The following is a 19,195-nucleotide window of genomic DNA, read 5'->3' as shown; positions in this document are numbered from 1 at the left end:
GGTTCAGCCCTCCCACTTGCGCAGCAGCAGGCAGGCGTTGTGGCCGCCAAAACCCAGGCTGTTGCTCAACGCGTAGGTCATGGACATTTCCCGGCCCACATTGGGCACATAGTCCAGGTCACACTCCGGGTCCGGCTGCTCATAGTGGATGGTGGGCGGGGCGAACTGGTCCCGCAGGGCCAGCGCCGTGAACACCGCTTCCACACCGCCGGCACCGCCCAGCAGGTGGCCCGTCATGCTCTTGGTAGAGACAACCGCCAGCTCCTTGGCGTGCTCGCCGAACACCGCATGGATGGCAGCCGTCTCACAGCTGTCGTTCATGTGGGTGCCCGTGCCGTGGGCGTTGATGTGGTCCACCTGCTCCGGGGCAACGCCGGCGTCGGCCAGCGCCTGCTTCATGCAGCCGATGGCCCCCACGCCGCCGGGAGCCGGGGCGGTAAAGTGGTAGGCGTCACAGTTGGCACCGTAACCCACTACTTCCGCGTAAATTTTGGCACCGCGCGCCTGGGCGTGTTCAAGGCTTTCCAGTACGAGGATGCCGCTGCCCTCGCCCATGACGAAGCCGCCGCGGCGGGCGTCAAAGGGCAGGCTGGCTGCCTCCGGGTCCTGGGCCGTGGAGAGGGCTTTCATGCTGGTAAAACCGCCGATGCCCAGCGGGCTGATGCAGCTCTCGGCACCGCCGCAGACCATGATGGGCTCATAGCCATCCCGGATGCGATGGAAGGCATCGCCCACGGCGTTGGTGCCGCCCGCGCAGGCCGTGACCGGGCAGGTGCACATTCCCTTGAGGCCAAAGCGAATAGCGATCTGGGCCGCTGCCATGTTGGCAATGGCCATCGGGACAAAATAAGGGCTGACCTTTTCCATTCCCTTTTCCAGACCACGGCTGTGCTGCTCCTCGATGGTGGGCAGGCCGCCGATGCCGCTGGACACGCTGACACCGATGTGTTCGCCCTCTGCGGCCAGATCCAGGCCGCTGTCGGTCAGTGCCTCCGCGGCAGCGCCCAGCGCCAGCAGGGTGAACCGGGCCATCTTGCGGGCCTCTTTTTTATCCACAACCGTCTCGGGGTCAAAGTTTTTGACCTCAGCGGCCAGCTTGCACTTGAATTCGCTGGCGTCAAACTGGGTGATGGGCCCAATGCCGCACTTGCCTGCTTTGGCAGCGGCCCAGCTCTCGGCGGTGGTGTTGCCCAGCGGGTTCACGGTGCCAAGGCCCGTAATCACGACTCTGCGTTTTTCCATAAGAGAATTTCTCCTTTTACATTGCCATGCCGCCGTCTACACAGAGCACCTGCCCGGTGAGATAGCCGCTTTGTTCGGCAGCGAGGAACGCCACCGCGTTTGCCACATCATCCGGCTGGCCCACACGGCCCAGCGGGATGCCCTTTGTCATTTCCGCCTGAACCGCTTCGGGCAGGACAGCCGTCATATCCGTTGCAATAAAGCCGGGGGCCACCGCATTGACCGTAACGCCGCGGCTGGCCAGCTCCCGGGCCAGGCTCTTGGTCAGACCGATGAGGCCTGCCTTGCTGGCGGCGTAGTTGGTCTGGCCCGCATTGCCCCGCAGGGCCACCACGCTGCTGAGGTTGATGATCCGGCCAAAGCGTTGACGGACCATTCGTCGGGCAGCCTCCTTGCAGCAGAGGAACGCTCCCTTGAGGTTGGCGTTGAGGACTTTGTCAAAATCCTCCTCGCTCAGCCGCAGGATCAAATTATCCCGGGTGACACCGGCGTTGTTCACGAGGATATCCACCCGGCCAAAGGCGTTGACCGCCTCTTCAAACAGTTTTTTACAGCCCTCGGCGGTGGAGACATCGGCCTGTACGGCCACAGCCTGCACGCCCAGAGTGGTGCACTGGGCCACCGTCTCAGCAGCAGCATCCACACCGCGGCAGTAGTTGACCACCACATTGCAACCCTGTTTGGCCAGAGCCACGCAGATGGCACGGCCAATGCCCCGGCTGCCGCCGGTGACAACGGCAGCACGCTTCACCACAGCTTCGCTCATGCGTGGGCCTCCTTCCACTTGGTCAGGAACGCGGCCAGCTCCTCCGCCGTTTCCACGGCAGTGCAGGGCACGTCCGGGCCCAGCGTCTTTTTGACAAAGCCGCTCAGTGCCTTGCCCGGGCCAACTTCCAGGATCTCGGTGACGCCCAGCTCACCCAGGCGGCGGAGGGTATCCTCCATGTAAACACTGCTCTGCACCTGCTTTTCCAGCAGCGCCGGGATGGAATTCTCCGCGCTCTTTTCATGGCCCAAGCAGTTGAAGAGAACGGGAGTTTTCATCTCTCCGAAGTTCTCAGTGGCAAAGCGCTTGGCCAGTGCATCGCCTGCCGGGGCCATCAGTCGGGTGTGGAACGGGCCGCTGACCTTGAGGGGGATGCAGCGGCGGGCACCGGCGGCTTTTGCCAGCTCGGCAGCCTTTTCCACAGCGGCTTTCTCGCCGCCGATGACCAGCTGACCCGGGCAGTTGTAATTACAAATTTGAACAACACCCAGTGCGGAAGCCTCTTCGCAGCATTTTGCGAGGGCGTCCCGGTCCAGGTTCATCACAGCGGTCATGCCGCAGTCGATGCCTTTGGCGGCATCGGCCATCGCCTTGCCGCGGTAAGCCGCCAGTTCCACCGCCTGCTTGGCCGTAAAGACACCGGCGGCCTGCAGGGCGGAATACTCACCCAGCGAGAGGCCGGCCAGATCATCCGCCTTGACGCCGTTTTCCTGCAAAACAGCAGTCACGCCGGCCGCAAAGGCCACCATGCAGGGCTGGGTGTATTCGGTTTGATTCAAAACGCCGTCCGGGTCTTCAAAGCAGACGCTGTGCAGGTCAAAATCCAGCGCGGCGGCATCAAAAGCGGCCCGGAAAGCGGGATATGCTTCGTAAAGGTCTTTGCCCATGCCGGGGTGCTGACTGCCCTGCCCGGCGTAAAGAATGGCAAGTTTCATTGGTGTTTCCTCCAATCGTCCATCAGTTCATCCATCAGCTCCCGGACGCTGCGCATCCGGTCCAGCTGCCCCACGTTGGCCCCGCAGAAGAACAGGCCCTCTTCCACATTGCCCTTGACCGCTTCAATCAGCGCGTGGGTAATGCAGTAGGGTACTTTTGCAGGGTCGCAGGCTTTCAGGCAGCGGGCGCACCGTTTCGGGGGGAAGCGCAGGCCCTCGGCCAGCTTCTGCACCAGCGGGGTGTTCAGCGCACGGCCGGGCATTCCCACCGGGCTGTGGATGATACGGACATCCTCCGGCTGTGCCGCCAGCAGGACATCTTTATAGGTCTGGCTGGCGTCGCACTCATAGGTCGGGATGAATCGTGTGGCCAGCTGGGCACCGGCGGCTCCCAGCCGGGCATAGTGGGCGATGTCCTCGCCCGTGTAAACGCCGCCCGCCACAAACACGGGGATGGCGTGGCCGAACTGCTCCTCGTAGGGTTTTACCTCCGCAAGGACTTCCGGCAGAATTTCATCTAAGGTCTGGCATTTGCCTGCCAGCAGCTCTTCCTCGGAAAAGCCAAGGTGTCCGCCCGCCTTGCAGCCCTCAATGACCACAAAATCAGCGGTACGGCCAAAGGATTTGGCCCAGCGGCGCAAGATCAGCCTGGCCGCTCGGCCGCTGGATACGATGGGTGCCAGCGCCACATCGGCTTTTTCCACCAGACCGGGCAGCTCCAGCGGGAGCCCGGCCCCCGAGACGATGGCGTCCACTCCCGCCTCCACCGCTGTTTTCACGGCGTCGGCATAGTTCTGGGTGGCAACCATGGCGTTGATGGCCACAAGACCCACACCATTGGCAATCTCTTTTGCTTTTTTGATCTCCGCCGCCAGGGCGCGGCGGTTGGCGCCGACCGGGTCTTTGGCAAAATCCGGTTCCCGGTAGCCGGTGTCAGCGGTGGAGATGCACCCCATGCCGCCGCAGGCCGCCACGGCTCCGGCCAGCCCGCCCAGGGAAACGCCCACGCCCATGCCGCCCTGTAAAATGGGGACTGCAAGGGGTTTGCCCGCGAGGGTCAGCATAGCTCACTCAGCGCGGCCATGCGCTGCCTCCCACTCTCCCACAGTTCCTCCAGAATGGCAGCCACCGGGCGCACCTCATGGAGCATTCCGGCCACCTGACCGGCCATCAGGCTGCCCGTGGCAGTGTCGCCCTCAAAGACGGCACGGCGCAGGCTGCCCAGCGTGTATTTTTCCAGCTCCATCTTATCGGCACCGGCCTTTTCCTGCCGGACATATTCCCGGCTCATCCGGTTTTTCAAAACACGGACGGGGGTGCCGCCGATGCGGCCGGTCACGATGGTGTCACTGTCCTTGGCCCGGAGGAGGGCCGCTTTGTAGTTTTCGTGGATGGGGCACTCCTCGCTCACCAGCAGGCAGGTGCCCACCTGAGCACCGCAGGCCCCCAGCGCAAAAGCTGCTGCCAGCTGGCGGCCATCGGCAATGCCGCCCGCCGCGATGACCGGGACATTGACGGCATCCACTACCTGGGGCACCAGCGCCATGGTGGTCATCTCGCCCACATGGCCGCCGCTCTCGGTGCCTTCGGCGATGATGGCATCCACGCCCAGCGGCTCCAGATGCTTTGCCAGCACGGCAGCAGCCACCACGGGGATGACCTTGATGCCGGCTTCTTTCCACATCTGGATATACTTGCCCGGATTGCCCGCGCCGGTGGTAACCACCTGCACGCCCTCTTCCACCACGATCTTTGCAAACTCATCTGCAAGGGGGTGCATCAGCATGATGTTGACGCCAAAGGGCTGGTCGGTCAATGCCTTGCAGCGGCGGATGTTCTCCCGCAGGGTATCCGCATCCCGCATTCCGCCCGCGCCGATGAGGCCCAGGGCCCCCGCATTGGAGCAGGCGGCCGCAAACTCGCCGGTGGCGATGTTGGCCATACCGCCCTGAATGATGGGGTACTTCGTCCCCAGAATCTCGTTTAGAAGTTTCATTTTTTCAACCTTTGTATGTCAGAATCATGCCGCCCCAGGTGAGGCCGCCGCCAAAGCCAATGCAGGCCACCCGCTGGCCGGGAGTCAGCTTCCCTGCTTCGGCCAGCTCATTGAGGGCCACCGGAATGCTGGCAGCACTGGTGTTGCCGTGGCGGTCCATGTTCTTGTAGAACTTGGCCGGGTCGGCATTCAGGTGTTTGATGCAGTGGTCGATGATCCGGCTGTTGGCCTGATGGCAGACCACCCAGCCCAGATCGTCCAGCGTCAGTCCTGTCTCAGCCAAAACCTTGTTCAAGCTCTTGGGCAGGGCATCCACCGCAAAGCGGAAAACAGCCTTGCCGTCCATAGTAATGGGCGCAGAACCAGCCCGATCAGGCCCGCCTGCGTGGATGGCATCATTGCCCCGGGCTCCCAGCGTGATGGCGAAAGGAGTATCGGCCAGCGCGTAAACGGCCGCGCCCGCGCCATCTCCAAAGAGGACACAGGTAGAGCGATCGGTTGGGTCCATCAGACGGGAAAGGGCCTCGCACCCTACCACCAGCGCATACTGCCCGCCCAGTGTGGTGAGCAGGCCGCGGGCCACGGCGGTGCCGTAGACAAAGCCGGAGCAGGCCGCGTTGACGTCCAGTGCCGGGCGGTCTTCGGGCAGGCCCAGCGCACGCTGTACCTGACAGGCCACGCTCGGGGTCGCGTCCGGGGCCGAGAGGGTAGCACAGACACAACAGGCGATCTGCTCCGGGGCCAGGCCGCTGCGTTCCAGCGCCTGCCGGGCGGCTGCGATCGCCAGGGTGGCCGCGCTCTCCCCCTCCGTGCACCAGTGCCGGGTGCGGATGCCCGTGCGAGTGGTGATCCACTCGTCGCTGGTGTCCACGACGCGGCTCAGATCTTCGTTGGTGACCGTGCGGCCGGGCAGTGCCCCGCCGGTTGCGATCAGCTGTAACCCGTTCATGCTTTCCTCGTTTCCCCGATCTGGCGGTATTTTTTATAACGCTGCTCGGCCAGGGCCTTGCCGCCCATCTTGCAGAGAGTGCGCAGATGGTTTTTCAGGGCCGTGTCCAGCGCCGCGTACAGAGCCGCGTGGCTGCGCTGCGCGCCGCCCACCGGCTCCGGGATGATCTCTTCCACAATCCCATCCCGATAGAGGTCCTGGGCCGTCAACTTCATCAGCTCACAGGCCTCGCCGCTGCGGGAAGAATCTTTCCACAGGATGCTGGCAAAGCCCTCCGGACTGAGCACCGAGTAAACGGCGTTTTCCAGCATGAGGATGTGGTTTGCCACGCCCAATGCCAGTGCACCGCCGCTGGAGCCCTCGCCCGTGACGACGGCGATGATGGGCACCGTCAGGCCGCTCATCTCCATCAGGTTGCGGGCGATGGCCTCGCCCTGACCCCGTTCCTCGGCTTCCTTGCCGGGGTAAGCGCCCGGCGTGTCAATAAAGGTAATGATGGGGCGGCCAAATTTTTCGGCCTGCTTCATCAGGCGCAGGGCCTTGCGGTACCCCTCGGGGCCCGGCATTCCAAAATTGCAGGCCATGTTTTCTTCCAGTGTGGCCCCCTTGCGGTGACCGATGACAGTCACGGGCATCCCGTGGAATTTGGCGATGCCGCCCAGAATGGCCCGGTCTTCCCGGCACTGGCGGTCACCGCACTGCTCAAAGAAATCGGTAAACAGAGCGTTGACGGTCTCGTCGATGTGGGGGCGGGCCGGATGCCGGGCCAGAAAGACCCGGTCTTCGGCGGTCAGCGGGCCGCAGCTGCGGAGGATCTCATCCTCCTCCACAGCCAGCTCCGCCAGCTCAGAGGCATGGGCCGTGATGGCGCTCATATCGCTCTCTTCGTCGGCTGCATTGCCGCGCAGGGCTGCGATCTGGGCATCCAGCGGAGCAAGCTGCTCCAAAAGGTCTTTAATCATTCCGTCTTCCTCCCTCTGCGTGGAGCTGCAGCAGTTGGATCAGCGTAGCGCGCAGCTCACTGCGGGGCACCACCTTATCCACAAAGCCGTGCTCCAGCTGGAACTCACTGCGCTGGAAGCCCGCCGGCAGTGTCTCACCGATGGTCTGCTCGATGACGCGGGGGCCGGCAAAGCCGATGAGTGCCCCGGGCTCGGCCAGCATGATATCGCCCAGGCTGGCAAAGCTGGCGGTGACACCGCCCGTGGTGGGGTGGGTCAGCACACTGATGTACAGCCCGCCCTTGCTGGAAAAACGCTCAATGGCGGCACTGGTCTTGGCCATCTGCATCAGGCTGAAAATGCCCTCCTGCATCCGGGCGCCGCCGCTGGCCGAGAAGATGACCAGAGGCAGGTGCTTGCTGGTAGCATACTCAATGGCGCGGGTGATCTTATCGCCCACAGCCGTGCTCATGCTGCCCATAAAGAAGCGGCTGTCCAGCACCGCGGCCACGCAGGCCACGCCGCCGATCCGACCCACGGCCGTGACGGCAGCTTCGCTCAGGCCTGTCTTCGCCGTTGCCCCTGCCAGCTTTTCCGGATAGCCCGGGAAATGGAGGACATCCTGCGGAGGCAGCGACTCATCCAGCTCCCGGAAACTGCCATGGTCCAGCACAAGGCTGAGCCGATAGTAGCCGCCGATGGGCAGGTGGAAGCCGCAGTTGGGGCAGACGAAAAAGCTTTTGGCCCAGATTTGCCGGGTAGTGCGGCGGCCGCACTGCTTACACTCCACAAACTGGGGTTCTGTCCAGGCCACGCCGACGTCACGCCGGGCCTTGAGCTGGAACGTGCGTTCCCGCATCTTGCCGCCAGGGAGCAGGTCTCTGATATCGTTCATCTCGCTTGCCTCGGTACCTTATTCCGCGTGGGCCGTCAGGTAGTTAAAGATATCGCCCACGGTCTTCATGTTGGCCAGCTCCTCATCGGAGATAGAGACGCCGAATGCATCTTCCAGAGCCATGTTCAGTTCCACAGCATCCAGGCTGTCGGCCTCCAGGTCCTCGGTCAGGCTGGCCTCCATGGTCACCTTGTCTTCCTCGCAGTTCAGGGTGTCAACAACGATCTTCTTCATCTCATCGAAAGTCATAGTAATGGTCTCCTTTTATCAAATGGTTTATCTTGTGTGTTTCAAATTGTTTACCTAAAGTTTTTGAGTTGTCGAACAAGGCCATTATATCGAATTCCGGTCAGATGTCAAGAGTTTTATCTAAAAAGATTTAGCTTTTACAGTTCTTTCACAAGTATTTATCAAACCAAACAAAAGTTTTCGTTGTGTAAATCCCTGTTTTGGGCGCAAAAAGGCCCTCCCACGCAACTGGTGAGAGGGCTTCGCCGATTCTTAGTTTACCGCAAGCATCTTATATGAAATCCACCACCCCGGCGCCAAAGAGTCCAGATTTATCCCCTTGAAAAGCGTCTCGCCATGGCACATAAGGCAGATGGTTTTCATGCTGCTGCCTTCGTTTTCTTATTTTTGAAATAATAGCCAATGCCAATGGCGTCCGCCAGTGCCCAGCCAATGGGCACACTGAGCCAGATGCCCGTCACGCCCAGTGGAGTGGCCGAGAGCAGGTAGGCCAGCGCCACACGGGTGCCCAGCGAAGCAATGGTCAGGATGACCGACATTCCCGGCTGGTTGACAGCGCGGTAGTAGCCGTACAGCAGGAACAGGATGCCAATGCCAAGATAACAGGCCCCCTCAATGTGGAGGTAGTGCACCCCCGCCGCGACGATCCCCGTCTGGGACGGATCCATAAAAATCTGTATGAGCGGAGCTGCAAACAGGCAGACCAGCACGCTGATGCAGATGCAGAACACAGCAGAAGTGGCCGCCGCGCTCCGGATGCCCTTACGGATGCGCTCCGGCTGGTTGGCCCCGTAGTTCTGGGCCACATAGGTGGAGAACGCGTTGCCGAAATCCTGCACCGGCATATAGGCAAAGGAATCAATTTTGACCGCCGCTGCAAAGGCCGCCATGATGACCGTGCCAAAACTGTTGACAAGGCCCTGCACCATCAGGATGCCAAAGTTCATGATGGACTGCTGGACGCTGGTCATAACGGACAGATTCAGGATGGTTCCCAGATTGTGCTTGTCCCACTTGCAGTCTTCCCGCCGGGGGCAGAGCTCCGGGAACTGCTTTAAGGTATAAAGCCCGATGCCCACGCCGGATACAAACTGGGAAAACACGGTGGCGATGGCCGCACCCTGGACGCCCCAGTGGAGCACCAGCACACAGACCAGGTCCAGCACCACGTTCAGGATCGACGACACTGCCAGAAAGACCAGCGGCACCATCGAGTTCCCGATAGCCCGGAGCAGATTTGCAAAGTAGTTATACAAAAAAGTGGCAAAAATGCCGCCGAAGATCATAACGAGGTACTGCTTCATCAGCGGGCGGATCTCCACCGGGACCCGCAGCACCCACAAAATGCCGTTGAGGCCCAGATAAACCAGCAGGTTGACTGCCAGCGAGATGCCCGCAATGAGGGCAAAGGACTGGAACACGCTCTGCCGCATCCGGGCCTCTTCCCCACCGCCATACTGCATGGAGATGACCGCGCCGCTGCCCATACACAGGCCCAGCACAATGGAGGTAAGGAAGGTCATCAGGGTGTAAGATGAACCCACGGCGGCCAGAGCGTCCGCTCCGAGGAAGCGGCCCACCACCCAGGTATCGGCAATGTTATACATCTGCTGCAAGAGGTTGCCGCACATCAGCGGCAGGGCAAACAGCAGCATATTGCGGGTAATGGGCCCTTGGGTAAGACTGCGCTGCACGATAAACGGATTCTCCTTTTCCAATTTTTTCAACTCCTGTTTTATGCTTCCAGGCCGAAGCGCTGCCGGTATTCCAGCGGAGTACAGTGTTTCACCTCGCGGAATGTTTTAATAAAGTAGCTGCCATCTGCAAAACCGCACTCAGCCCCGATCTCCCCGGTCTTGAGGCGGGTGGAACGGAGGAGTTCGGCGGCCTTTTCCACCCGGTACTGCTTGACATACTGGATGGGGGTGGTTCCCAGCAGCTGCCGGAACGAGCGCAGGCAGGCACTCTCGCTCAGAGCCACACAGGCGGCGATCTTCTCCACGGTCAGCTCCTCCGCATAGTGCTCCTCCACAAAGCGGAGCATCTGCTTCATCCGCTCGGCCGCGATCTGCTCCTGCTGGGAGACTTTGGTCTTGCCGCCCACGCACTGGGTGCTGAGGATCCGCAACGCCGCCGAGAGATGATACCGCGCCCGGTTCTCATAATCAAAGGGCTCATCGGCCACCTCCCGCCAGGCATCCCGCAGGCAGGCCAGCACCTCTTTCTGCCAGGGCACCGCCTCATTGAGGAGGAAGAACGCCGGAGCTCCCGGCTGGGTCATGGGCTTGATGAGCTTCTGCCAGAAGATGGTGTCCATACCGCCCACCAGCCGCGGGTGGAACACGCAGGAGTGGAGCAGGGCGGGGCTCTGCTCCACCGCATGAAGCGCCCCGGAGTTCACAAAAATACCCTCTCCCTGATTCAGGCGGACGCGGGTCTTGTTCACATCCACACACAAAATGCCTTTTTCCGATAGGATATACTCAAATTCCTCGTGCCAGTGCCATGCCACGGAATCTGCCGTCATGTCCTCCGCATAGCACGCGATGGGGAACATTGGGCTTCCGTGTTGTGCCAGCTCCCGGCCCTCCGAGCTTGCCACAACAATGTTGCAGACCTGTACCGCCATATTTGCCAATTCCTTTCCCCACATGAATGTTAGTTTTTTATCCAAGCCGATTTTGTTGTATAAATCGGGTGCTTTTATTCTACTACATCCACCTGTTTTGTGGTATTATTTCATCAGAGCTGCAAGCTCAGTATAACACCGCGACGGACGGAAAACAACTGCCCGCACCCGATGTCTCTAAATCTGTTTTCTAGGAGGTATTTTTATGCTTCGGATTCAATATCTTGATAAAGACCGTTTTATGCGCCAGGTTGCTGCCAGCAAGGGCAGTGTTTACCTGCATCTGGACAATGGCGAGACCTGCGACCTGAAGAAAGATTCTGCCGCCACCGAGCTGTTCCAGATGATGAAAGCCCCCGCCAAGGGCTTTTCCATCAGCGTGGCCGACCCTGCTGACGTGACGGGCTTCCTGCACTATATGCTGGAGGCCGGCCGCAAGGACCGCGCCTGCTAAATTGCCATCATCTCATTCACATATTACAGCAAAACGAGAGACCCGCCCCGGCGTACAATGCCCCGGAGCGGGCCTTTCGTTTGCTTTGCTGTTTTACAGGATGCAGCGGCTGATGGCCTTTGCCACCGCCAGCAGTTCCTCCTGCCCGATAAAGCCAAACTTCATCTCGTGCTCATCCGCATAGCAGACCGTCAGCTGTGAGGTCTGCAGCGGGTCGCCAAAGCCGGCCGTCTGGATGCCGAAATGGACGATCTTCCGGTAGGGCAGCACAAAGATCTCCTGCCGGGTGCCCGTGACGCCCTGCATATCCACAATAAAAATACGGTGGGAGGTAAACACGGCCTGGTCACGCACCGTCTTGTAGGCTCCCACGATCTGCTCGCCGTCCAGCAGCAGCTCCTGCACATTTTTGCAGATCTCTTTTTCTTTGACGCGGATGAGGTTCTGCATCGGTTTATCCCGAAATTCCATTCTGTCTTCCCCTTTCAGTGCTGTAGCGCAGTTCATTCTGTGCCCAGTATAGCATCTGCAGCGTGGTGTTGCAAGATGTCCAGCTCTCGCTTTTGGGCGCGGGATATGTTATAATTCACTTCGAGAACTTCTGCCCCGCTCCCGGGGCCCAAAATAAACGAGAACCGTGAGGGATATTATGGAGATCATCATTCATCAGGCCATTCTGCATGTGCTGGACACCACACTGGACGCCCCGGTGCTCAGCGGCAGCTGCATGGAGCCTACCGCCGAGAAAATGGCGTACCTGCAATACCACATTGAAAAACTGCTGGCCAGCGATGACATCCGCCAGTGCCGTCCCCTGCCCGACTCCGCGTTTCAGAACGAGCTGGAACAGAACAAGGATTTCGTGGACCTCTCCTGCCGGATCGCGGGTGTCCTGTTTGATTACATGCACGCCCACACCACCATCCCCGGGGCAGACCTGGCCGTGGTGGATTTCACCCGGGATGGCGAGCCCTGGCTGGGGATCCTGAAACTGAACTACAAAAACGGCTACACCCATTACACGGAGGAGGTGGGCGGAGCCCCCGTCAACTCCATTATCCAGCAGCGGGCCTGCCTGCCCACCCAGAGCGGCAAGGTGGAGGAGGGTGCCCTTGTGGACCTGACCGATTACTCCATGCGCCTGCTGGAAAAGAAATACGACATCGACGGCCACAAAGAGTTTTACCTCTCCACAGTGGTGTTCCAGTACACCCAGGCCGAGCCCGAAAAGAAAAAGCTGCAGGCCATCCAGGAAGCCGCTGCCCAGGCTGTGAAAGACAGCTATGCCGACGAGCCCCACGCCGAGGCACAGGTAGCCATGCTCATCGCCAATCAGGCCTCTGACAACGACAATCAAGTCACTGTGGAGCAGGTGCGCAGACAGCTGGCCGAGGACTACCCGCTGGCTGCCGTCCCCTTTGATGACTATGTGGAGAAAAGCGACGTGCTGGAACCCGCCATGCACGACCAGCCCGTGACGGTGACGCCTGCCCGCATCCGCCGGATGGAGAGCCGCAGCATCCACACTGCCAACGGCATTGAGGTCAAGATCCCTACCGAGATGCTTTCCGAGGATTCGGCCGTGGAATTCCTCCACGATGCGGACGGCAGTGTCTCCCTCCTGATTAAAAATGTGATTTTGTAATTTTACCGCGCTCCCTCTTGCAATTTCAGTCTTTCTATGGTATACCCGTGTTGTATTCTTCGTAATGTTTTTGATTGTCTGGACTGCAAGGAGGATTCTTTATGGAGTTGGCACTTATCTGCGCCCAACAGGTCATTGTGCTGTTTCTGCTCATTGGGGTGGGCACGTTGGCTGTCAAAACGGGTGTCCTGAAGCTGGAACATAAACAGCCGCTGTCCAATCTGCTGGTCAACATCGTGGTCCCGGCCATGATCGTAAACTCCTATCAGATGGAGTTCAGCTTTGAAATTCTGCGCAACCTGCTGGCGGCGTTCGGCCTGAGCATCCTCACCGTTGCACTGGGTACCGTGCTCACGCTGGCCCTCACCGCCCGCCGCAAGAACAGCCGGACCGCGATCTTCCGCTTCGCCAGCATCTTTTCCAATGCAGCTTACATGGGCTTCCCGCTCATCTCGGCCCTGTTCGGCTCGGAGGGGCTGCTTTACGCCAGCGCCTATGTCACGGTGTTCAACGTCCTGCTCTGGACGCTGGGCTACAGCATGGTCAGCGGCAGCTCTGACCCCAAAGCCGTGGTGAAGAGCCTGGCCCACACCCCGGCCATTTACGCTGTCCTGGTTGGCCTGGCCATTTACCTCCTGCAAATCCCCATCCCCGCCCTGCTGGCCCAGCCCATCTCCCTGCTGGGTGCCATGAACACCCCTCTTTCCATGCTCATCACCGGAATGCTGATCGCAGCGGGCGATTTAAAGAGCATCGTCTGCAGCCGCCCCATCTGGAAACTGGCCGCCGTGCGGATGCTGGTCATCCCAGCCCTCTGCCTTGGGGCCTTTGCTCTGCTGGGGCTGTTCCGCTTCGGGATGGCCGCACAGGTCGTGCTGCTGCTCGAGTGCTGCCCCGCTGCTGCCATCACCTCGGTGTTTGCGGTGCAGTTCGGCCACGATGAGCAGTTTGCCGCCGGGTGCGTTGTACTCACCACCCTGCTCAGCATCCTTACCCTGCCGCTGTGCGCGCTGGTGCTCACGATGGCGTAAAACGAAAATGTTCTCAAAAAACGCTCCTGCAAAGGGTCTTGGCCCAATGCGGGAGCGTTTTGTCTTTTGATTTCCTTTATTGCGAATTCAGCTGCTCTTTGTGGTATTGCAGCGTGTAGAGCTGGTAATACCGCCCGTGCCGGGCCAGCAGCTTCTGGTGAGTGCCCTGCTCCAGAATTTTGCCGTGCGAGAGCACAATGATGTTGTCCGCGTGCTGAATGGTGGACAGGCGGTGAGCCACAATGAGCATAGTGCCCACCGAGCGCATCTTTTCCAGCGAATCCTGGATCAGCAGCTCGGTCTCGGTGTCGATGTTGGCGGTGGCCTCGTCCAGGATCATCACGCTGGGCTTGTGCAGGATGGTGCGGGCAAAACTGAGCAGCTGGCGCTGGCCTGCCGAGAAGTTGTTGCCCCGCTCCCGGACTTCCTCGTCCAGCCCATGGTCCAGCTTGTTGATGAAGTGGTCCGCGTTGACATAGCGGCAGACCTCCATAATTTCTTCATCCGGGATGTTCTCCTCCCGCAGGACAATATTGGAGCGGATGGTACCTGAGAAGAGGAAAACATCCTGCAGCATCTGGCCGAAGTGCTTCCGCAGGCAGGAAATTTTGATCTTGCGGATGTCGATGCCATCAATCAAAATCTCACCTCTCTGGAACTCATAGTTGCGGCAGATGAGGGAGAGGATCGTGCTCTTGCCGGAGCCCGTGGAGCCCACGAATGCAACGGTCTGGCGGGGGTTCACATGGAACGAAACGCCCTGCAGCACCCACTCGCCGGGGATATAGCTGAACCAGACATCCTTGAATTCGATCTCGCCCTTGATGTCCTCCAGCTCGATGGCGTCCGGGGCATCCTGCATCTTGGGCTCAATGTCCATGATGGAGAAAACTTTCTCCGACGACGCAAAGGCCGACTGCAGCCAGTTGAATTGCTCCGCCAGGTTCTGGATCGGCGTAAAGAACTTGGAGATGTACATGTAGAACGTGACGATGGTGCCGGACGAAATGCTCTGCCCCAGGAACGTGGCCCCCGTCAGGTGGCCCATGCCGCCCAGATAGAACAGGCAGAGAATGGAACTGATATAAAGCATATACACCAGCGGGCGGAACACGCCAAAAACGAAGATCTGCTCCTGGTTCGCCCGGGCCAGAGTCTGGCTCTTCTGGCGGAACTCGGTCATCTTCTCGTCTTCCCGGCCAAAGATCTGGGTCACTTTGATGCCAGAGAGGTTCTCGGAAAGATAGGTATTGATGTCGGTCGTGGCATCTTTCACCTTGCGGTAAGCCCGACGGGAGAACTTGCGGAAGATGACCGTGAAGATGACGATGAACGGCACAAAGCAGAGCACCATCAGGGTCAGCTCATAGTTGAGGCAGAGCATCGCCACCAGAATGCCCAGAATGACGAACGCGTTCTTGGTCAGGTTGACCAGCAAGTTTGTAAACATCATCGAGATGGCATTGGTGTCGTTGGTCACGCGGGTGACCAGCTTGCCCACCGGGATCTCATTGAGCTGTTCGTGAGCCAGTGACTCGATGTGGGTAAACAGGTCTTCGCGCAGGTCGGAAATGATGCGCTGCCCCACTTTCTGGAGGATGACGGCCTGGAAATAGGTGCTCAGCATCGAGAAGACGAGCACGCCCGCATAGACCGCCACCGAGGCAAACAGATGGTCGAGGGTAAAGTCCCCTACCACCAGCTCTTCAATATAGCCCACGATGAGAGGAGACGCAATATCGTAACTGATGGAGAAGAGGACCAGAAAGCCCACAATGATGAATTTTCCGCCATAGGGCTTGGCGTACTGGACCAGACGGCGGACGATCTCGCCATCGGCCATATTCCGTTCAAAGCCCATGGATCCTTTTTTGTCCTTGACGGAGGCGTAGGCAAACACCAGCAGGGCCGTGACCACACCAATAACGGCTCCCACCAGCAGAAGCGGATTCACATTAGCCATTGCTGTCACCTCCTACCTCATCTTCCAGCCGCTGGAGGTCCACCATCCGGCGATACTCGGGGCAGGAAGCATACAGGCTGTCGTGGGGGCCCACGGCCTCCACCCGGCCATCCTCAAGGAAGATGATCTTGTCCAGCCCCTCCACCGTGGAAATGCGGTGGGCAATGAGGAGGGTGGTCTTCCCTGCCCGGCTGGCCTTGAGGTTGTCCAGAATGATCTTCTCGGTGCGAGTGTCCACGGCCGAGACGGAATCGTCCAGAATCAGGATGGGCGCGTTCTTGAGCAGGGCGCGGGCAATGGAGATGCGCTGCTTCTGGCCGCCGGAAACGGTCACACCGCGCTCGCCCAGCACGGTCTCATAACCGTCTTTAAAGTCCACGATGTTGTCACGGACGTCCGCCAGCGCGGCAGCACGGTCAATGTCCTCCCGGGTAGCGTCATCCACACCGAACCCGATGTTATGGGCGATGGTGTCCGAGAAGAGGAAGTTGTCCTGCGGGACATAGGCGCAGGCGTTGCGCACCGAGTGGATGGAAACGGTGTTGACGTCTTTTCCATCCACAAACAGGGTGCCGTCCGGCACGTTGTAGGTGCGAAGCAGCAGGTCTACCAGAGCGGTCTTGCCCGCGCCCGTCTTGCCCACGATGCCCACTCTCTCGCCGGGCTGGATCGTGAAGCTGATGTTTTTGAGCACATCGAACTCGCCGTCCGGGTAGCGGAACGTCAGGTCCCGGAATTCCACGCCGCCCTGCACATTGGCCAGATCCGGCACGCCGGGACGGTCAGCCACATCAATGGGGGCATCCAGCAGCTCGGTGATGCGGTTGAGGGACGCCTTGCCACGGGAGGATTTTTCAATGAGCATGGCCACGGCCATGATGGGCCAGACGATGGCCTCAAAGTAACCGATGTACTCCACCAGCTGGCCCGCGTTGAACTGCCCGACGTAGACAAGATAGCCGCCAAAACCCAGGATCACGCAGATGACCGACTCCACAAGCAGGGTGACCATGATCTCCAGCAGCACCGAGATGCGGGTATACTCCACGTTGATCTTCTCGTTTTCCTTGTTGAGCTTCCGGAACGCGATCAGCTCTTTCAGTTCCTTGACAAAGGCCTTGATGACCGCGATGCCGGAGAAATTCTCCTGCGCGAAGTCTGAGAGGTCGGAGAAAGCCTGCTGGCGCTTCTCCCAGGTCTTGGTCATCGTCTTGCCCATCACGGTGCCAATGGCCAGCATCAGCAGCGCCGGGATCAGGGCCAACAGCGTGAGCTGGTGATCCATGTTCCACATTTTATAAAGGGCCAGCAGGCCAAGGGTCAGGGCGTCAAAAAACATGAGCACGCCATCGCCAAAGCACTCCTGGATGGTATCCAGGTCGTTGGTGTACAGGCTCATCAGGTTGCCCACCTTGTTGACCTGATAATATTGCTGGGAGAGCTGGCGGCTGTGGTCAAACATCCGCTCCCGCAGATCTGCCGTGACCCGCACGGCACTGCCAAAGAAGCAGACGCGCCACAAAAAGCGGCCCAGCACCATCAATATAATAATGTAGATCATCGGCAGGCAGATGTGCTGGAACAGCACCTCTTTGCCAAAAGCCACAGTCTGCCCGTCCACGACCACCTGCCCCATGTTGACCCCGTTGATCACCAGCCGGTAAAGCCGGGGGATCAAAAGCTGGATGTAGTCTACCGTCAGCAGTGCCGCCAGGCCCAGCAGAAGCACCGGAGCATTCTTGAGGTAGTAGCGGTTGATGTACTTGCCAAAGATCACTGCAACGTTTCCCTCCTTTTCCTATCCATCAGCAAAAACGCGCACAAAGGCGAGCCGCCCTATATGCTTTTCAAAACCGAACGATGCCAGTATAAGGGCATTCGCAGATTCTGTCAACATCTGCAAACTTTCCCACTCCGAGAATCAAACAAAAAAGCCATCATCTTTGCAATACGCATTGATGATGGCTTCGTGTTGGAGCGGCCGACGAGGCTCGAACTCGCTACCTCCACCTTGGCAAGGTGGCGCTCTACCAGATGAGCTACGGCCGCATAATCGGTGCATTTACCCTTGCACCCGTCATTTCTGACGCCCTGAAACAAGTTCAAAGTAGGTAGAAGCTTTCGCCTCAAATGTAGCGACCCGGATCGGGCTCGAACCGACGACCCCCAGCGTGACAGGCTGGTGCTCTAACCAACTGAGCTACCGGGCCACATGGTGGAAGTTAACGGGCTCGAACCGCTGACCCTCTGCTTGTAAGGCAGATGCTCTCCCAGCTGAGCTAAACTTCCACAATAATGGAGCGGCCGACGAGGCTCGAACTCGCTACCTCCACCTTGGCAAGGTGGCGCTCTACCAGATGAGCTACGGCCGCATACTCCATGTGGCGTCCCGGGGTGTTGCTCCCGGCGACGTCGATTATTATACCGCACCCCGGGGTCATTGTCAACCACAAATTTGCATTTTTTTCAATTTTTTTGTTTGGTCAAGTTTGCCGCCGCTGACACGAAGAGAATTTAATTGCAATTCCATCCTAAAACCGTTATAATTATTTTGTCAAATTGTTGCCTGAAGGATTCCGCGTCTGTAGCCTGCCGTGCGGGCAGGGCAGACGCGTTTTCATGCACTGAGATCTTGCCAGAAAAAGGAGCAAACGCAATGTATAAGATCACTGAGAAAGTCGCGCTGAACCCCACCGTGACAAAGATGGTCATTGAAGCCCCGCTCATTGCCAAAAAAGCAAAGCCGGGCCAGTTTATCATTGTGCGCCCGTTTGAGGACAGCGAGCGCATCCCCCTGACCGTGGCCGGTTATGACCGCGAGGCAGGCACTGTGGATATCATTTTCCAGATCGTGGGCGGCACCACCATGGAGCTGAACAGCCTCAAGGTGGGCGAGAGCGTCCACGATTTTGTGGGCCCCCTGGGCCGCGCCACAGAGGTGGAGGGCCTGAAAAAGGTCTGCGTGGTCGGCGGCGGCGTGGGCTGTGCCATCGCTCTGCCCATCGCCCGTGAACTGCACGAGCAGGGCTGCGTGGTGCACAGCGTGGTCGGTTTCCGCAGCAAAGACCTGCTCATCCTCGAGGACGAGTTCAAGGCCTGCAGCGACGAGCTGCGCGTGATGACCGACGACGGCAGCTACGGCACCAAGGGTGTGGTCACTGCTGCCCTGGACGAGCTGGTGGCCGCCGGCAACCAGTATGATCTGGTCATCACCATCGGCCCGCTCATCATGATGAAGTTTGTGGTCAAGACCTGCCAGAAGCATGGCCTGAAGAGCATCGTCTCCATGAACCCCATTATGATCGACGGCACCGGCATGTGCGGCGGCTGCCGCCTGACCGTGGGCGGCCAGACCAAGTTTGCCTGCGTGGACGGCCCCGACTTTGACGGCGACCTCGTGGATTTTGACGAGGCAATGGCCCGCGGCACCATGTACCGCCCCTTTGAGGCCCGCGCCCGCGAAGCAGCCTGCAATCTGCTGAATCAGGAGGTAAAATAAG

General features: G+C 59.5%; 18 protein-coding genes and 4 tRNA genes. 4 read left to right on the top strand and 18 right to left on the bottom strand.

What is annotated here, in order from left to right; translation table 11 throughout:
• Nucleotides 1-3: 3 nt before the first annotated feature.
• The 11 genes from fabF to C4N22_RS11480 form a co-directional block, all read right to left on the bottom strand.
• Nucleotides 4-1,242, bottom strand: coding sequence for a beta-ketoacyl-ACP synthase II (fabF, locus tag C4N22_RS11530; protein ID WP_022256300.1), 1,239 nt, complete (start codon nucleotides 1,240-1,242; stop codon nucleotides 4-6).
• Between the two features lie 16 nt (nucleotides 1,243-1,258).
• Entirely contained in the window at nucleotides 1,259-2,008 is a 750-nt protein-coding gene (gene fabG, locus C4N22_RS11525; RefSeq protein ID WP_112149071.1) for a 3-oxoacyl-[acyl-carrier-protein] reductase, read from the bottom strand.
• Entirely contained in the window at nucleotides 2,005-2,943 is a 939-nt protein-coding gene (locus C4N22_RS11520; RefSeq protein WP_112149070.1) for an ACP S-malonyltransferase, read from the bottom strand. Before C4N22_RS11520 ends, fabG begins: the two co-directional genes overlap by 4 nt.
• Nucleotides 2,940-4,007, bottom strand: a complete 1,068-nt coding sequence (locus C4N22_RS11515; RefSeq protein WP_112149069.1) for an NAD(P)H-dependent flavin oxidoreductase — start codon at nucleotides 4,005-4,007, stop codon at nucleotides 2,940-2,942. The genes C4N22_RS11520 and C4N22_RS11515 overlap by 4 nt, the downstream gene beginning before the upstream one ends.
• Nucleotides 4,001-4,939 carry a DUF561 domain-containing protein gene (locus C4N22_RS11510; protein WP_112149068.1) on the bottom strand — a complete coding sequence of 313 codons (939 nt, stop codon included), beginning with the start codon at nucleotides 4,937-4,939 and terminating at the stop codon, nucleotides 4,001-4,003. Before C4N22_RS11510 ends, C4N22_RS11515 begins: the two co-directional genes overlap by 7 nt.
• 4 nt (nucleotides 4,940-4,943) lie before the next feature.
• A complete protein-coding gene (locus C4N22_RS11505) occupies nucleotides 4,944-5,888 on the bottom strand; it encodes a beta-ketoacyl-ACP synthase 3 (protein ID WP_112149067.1) in 945 nt (314 codons plus the stop codon).
• Nucleotides 5,885-6,850, bottom strand: coding sequence for an acetyl-CoA carboxylase carboxyltransferase subunit alpha (locus C4N22_RS11500; protein ID WP_112149066.1), 966 nt, complete (start codon nucleotides 6,848-6,850; stop codon nucleotides 5,885-5,887). The genes C4N22_RS11505 and C4N22_RS11500 overlap by 4 nt, the downstream gene beginning before the upstream one ends.
• Nucleotides 6,843-7,724, bottom strand: a complete 882-nt coding sequence (gene accD / locus C4N22_RS11495; protein WP_022256307.1) for an acetyl-CoA carboxylase, carboxyltransferase subunit beta — start codon at nucleotides 7,722-7,724, stop codon at nucleotides 6,843-6,845. The genes C4N22_RS11500 and accD overlap by 8 nt, the downstream gene beginning before the upstream one ends.
• A gap of 18 nt (nucleotides 7,725-7,742) precedes the next feature.
• Nucleotides 7,743-7,973, bottom strand: a complete 231-nt coding sequence (gene acpP / locus C4N22_RS11490) for an acyl carrier protein (RefSeq protein ID WP_022256308.1) — start codon at nucleotides 7,971-7,973, stop codon at nucleotides 7,743-7,745.
• A gap of 359 nt (nucleotides 7,974-8,332) precedes the next feature.
• Nucleotides 8,333-9,628, bottom strand: coding sequence for an MATE family efflux transporter (locus C4N22_RS11485; protein WP_112149114.1), 1,296 nt, complete (start codon nucleotides 9,626-9,628; stop codon nucleotides 8,333-8,335).
• An 80-nt stretch (nucleotides 9,629-9,708) separates the two neighbouring features.
• Entirely contained in the window at nucleotides 9,709-10,602 is an 894-nt protein-coding gene (locus C4N22_RS11480; RefSeq protein WP_242981017.1) for an AraC family transcriptional regulator, read from the bottom strand.
• 205 nt (nucleotides 10,603-10,807) lie between these two features.
• On the opposite strand from C4N22_RS11480, the gene C4N22_RS11475 reads away from it, so the two are divergent.
• Nucleotides 10,808-11,056 (top strand): hypothetical protein, encoded by a 249-nt coding sequence (locus tag C4N22_RS11475; RefSeq protein WP_022256311.1) that lies wholly within the window; start codon nucleotides 10,808-10,810, stop codon nucleotides 11,054-11,056.
• A gap of 93 nt (nucleotides 11,057-11,149) precedes the next feature.
• On the opposite strand, the gene C4N22_RS11470 is transcribed toward C4N22_RS11475, so the two are convergent.
• A complete protein-coding gene (locus C4N22_RS11470) occupies nucleotides 11,150-11,527 on the bottom strand; it encodes a PH domain-containing protein (protein ID WP_112115361.1) in 378 nt (125 codons plus the stop codon).
• Nucleotides 11,528-11,705: 178 nt separating this feature from the next.
• Between C4N22_RS11470 and C4N22_RS11465 the strand changes: the two genes are divergently transcribed.
• Entirely contained in the window at nucleotides 11,706-12,701 is a 996-nt protein-coding gene (locus C4N22_RS11465; RefSeq protein ID WP_112149064.1) for a nucleoid-associated protein, read from the top strand.
• Between the two features lie 101 nt (nucleotides 12,702-12,802).
• The gene (locus C4N22_RS11460) at nucleotides 12,803-13,732 is read left to right on the top strand and encodes an AEC family transporter (RefSeq protein WP_112149063.1); all 930 of its coding nucleotides are present in this window, start codon (nucleotides 12,803-12,805) and stop codon (nucleotides 13,730-13,732) included.
• Nucleotides 13,733-13,808: 76 nt separating this feature from the next.
• Here the strand turns inward: C4N22_RS11460 and C4N22_RS11455 are convergent, their stop codons facing one another.
• From C4N22_RS11455 to C4N22_RS11430, 6 genes are all read right to left on the bottom strand, one after another.
• Complete coding sequence (locus C4N22_RS11455; RefSeq protein WP_112149062.1) at nucleotides 13,809-15,695, bottom strand: ABC transporter ATP-binding protein; 1,887 nt, start codon at nucleotides 15,693-15,695, stop codon at nucleotides 13,809-13,811.
• A complete protein-coding gene (locus C4N22_RS11450; protein WP_112149061.1) occupies nucleotides 15,688-17,472 on the bottom strand; it encodes an ABC transporter ATP-binding protein in 1,785 nt (594 codons plus the stop codon). Before C4N22_RS11450 ends, C4N22_RS11455 begins: the two co-directional genes overlap by 8 nt.
• 196 nt (nucleotides 17,473-17,668) lie before the next feature.
• Nucleotides 17,669-17,744 (bottom strand) — tRNA-Gly (locus tag C4N22_RS11445).
• A gap of 87 nt (nucleotides 17,745-17,831) precedes the next feature.
• Nucleotides 17,832-17,905 (bottom strand) — tRNA-Asp (locus C4N22_RS11440).
• A 3-nt stretch (nucleotides 17,906-17,908) separates the two neighbouring features.
• Nucleotides 17,909-17,984, bottom strand: a tRNA-Val gene (locus C4N22_RS11435).
• 7 nt (nucleotides 17,985-17,991) lie between these two features.
• Nucleotides 17,992-18,067, bottom strand: a tRNA-Gly gene (locus C4N22_RS11430).
• Nucleotides 18,068-18,351: 284 nt separating this feature from the next.
• Between C4N22_RS11430 and C4N22_RS11425 the strand changes: the two genes are divergently transcribed.
• Nucleotides 18,352-19,194, top strand: a complete 843-nt coding sequence (locus C4N22_RS11425) for a sulfide/dihydroorotate dehydrogenase-like FAD/NAD-binding protein (protein ID WP_112115356.1) — start codon at nucleotides 18,352-18,354, stop codon at nucleotides 19,192-19,194.
• Nucleotide 19,195 lies beyond the last annotated feature (1 nt).

The organism is Faecalibacterium prausnitzii (assembly GCF_003287495.1).
GTDB classification, from domain to species: domain Bacteria; phylum Bacillota; class Clostridia; order Oscillospirales; family Ruminococcaceae; genus Faecalibacterium; species Faecalibacterium prausnitzii_I.
Note: the sequence above shows the minus strand (reverse complement) of the source record. Positions and strands in the feature narration are given on the sequence as shown.

What these genes read in the sequence shown, in the direction of transcription:
- fabF (WP_022256300.1), bottom strand. Translation starts at nt 1,242, where the DNA reads ATGGAAAAACGCAGAGTCGTGATTACGGGCCTTGGCACCGTGAACCCG.
- C4N22_RS11505 (WP_112149067.1), bottom strand. Translation starts at nt 5,888, where the DNA reads ATGAACGGGTTACAGCTGATCGCAACCGGCGGGGCACTGCCCGGCCGC.
- C4N22_RS11515 (WP_112149069.1), bottom strand. Translation starts at nt 4,007, where the DNA reads ATGCTGACCCTCGCGGGCAAACCCCTTGCAGTCCCCATTTTACAGGGC.
- C4N22_RS11480 (WP_242981017.1), bottom strand. Translation starts at nt 10,602, where the DNA reads ATGGCGGTACAGGTCTGCAACATTGTTGTGGCAAGCTCGGAGGGCCGG.
- C4N22_RS11485 (WP_112149114.1), bottom strand. Translation starts at nt 9,628, where the DNA reads ATGCTGCTGTTTGCCCTGCCGCTGATGTGCGGCAACCTCTTGCAGCAG.
- acpP (WP_022256308.1), bottom strand. Translation starts at nt 7,973, where the DNA reads ATGACTTTCGATGAGATGAAGAAGATCGTTGTTGACACCCTGAACTGC.
- C4N22_RS11455 (WP_112149062.1), bottom strand. Translation starts at nt 15,695, where the DNA reads ATGGCTAATGTGAATCCGCTTCTGCTGGTGGGAGCCGTTATTGGTGTG.
- C4N22_RS11520 (WP_112149070.1), bottom strand. Translation starts at nt 2,943, where the DNA reads ATGAAACTTGCCATTCTTTACGCCGGGCAGGGCAGTCAGCACCCCGGC.
- C4N22_RS11425 (WP_112115356.1), top strand. Translation starts at nt 18,352, where the DNA reads ATGTATAAGATCACTGAGAAAGTCGCGCTGAACCCCACCGTGACAAAG.
- fabG (WP_112149071.1), bottom strand. Translation starts at nt 2,008, where the DNA reads ATGAGCGAAGCTGTGGTGAAGCGTGCTGCCGTTGTCACCGGCGGCAGC.
- C4N22_RS11460 (WP_112149063.1), top strand. Translation starts at nt 12,803, where the DNA reads ATGGAGTTGGCACTTATCTGCGCCCAACAGGTCATTGTGCTGTTTCTG.
- C4N22_RS11500 (WP_112149066.1), bottom strand. Translation starts at nt 6,850, where the DNA reads ATGATTAAAGACCTTTTGGAGCAGCTTGCTCCGCTGGATGCCCAGATC.
- C4N22_RS11475 (WP_022256311.1), top strand. Translation starts at nt 10,808, where the DNA reads ATGCTTCGGATTCAATATCTTGATAAAGACCGTTTTATGCGCCAGGTT.
- accD (WP_022256307.1), bottom strand. Translation starts at nt 7,724, where the DNA reads ATGAACGATATCAGAGACCTGCTCCCTGGCGGCAAGATGCGGGAACGC.
- C4N22_RS11510 (WP_112149068.1), bottom strand. Translation starts at nt 4,939, where the DNA reads ATGAAACTTCTAAACGAGATTCTGGGGACGAAGTACCCCATCATTCAG.
- C4N22_RS11470 (WP_112115361.1), bottom strand. Translation starts at nt 11,527, where the DNA reads ATGGAATTTCGGGATAAACCGATGCAGAACCTCATCCGCGTCAAAGAA.
- C4N22_RS11465 (WP_112149064.1), top strand. Translation starts at nt 11,706, where the DNA reads ATGGAGATCATCATTCATCAGGCCATTCTGCATGTGCTGGACACCACA.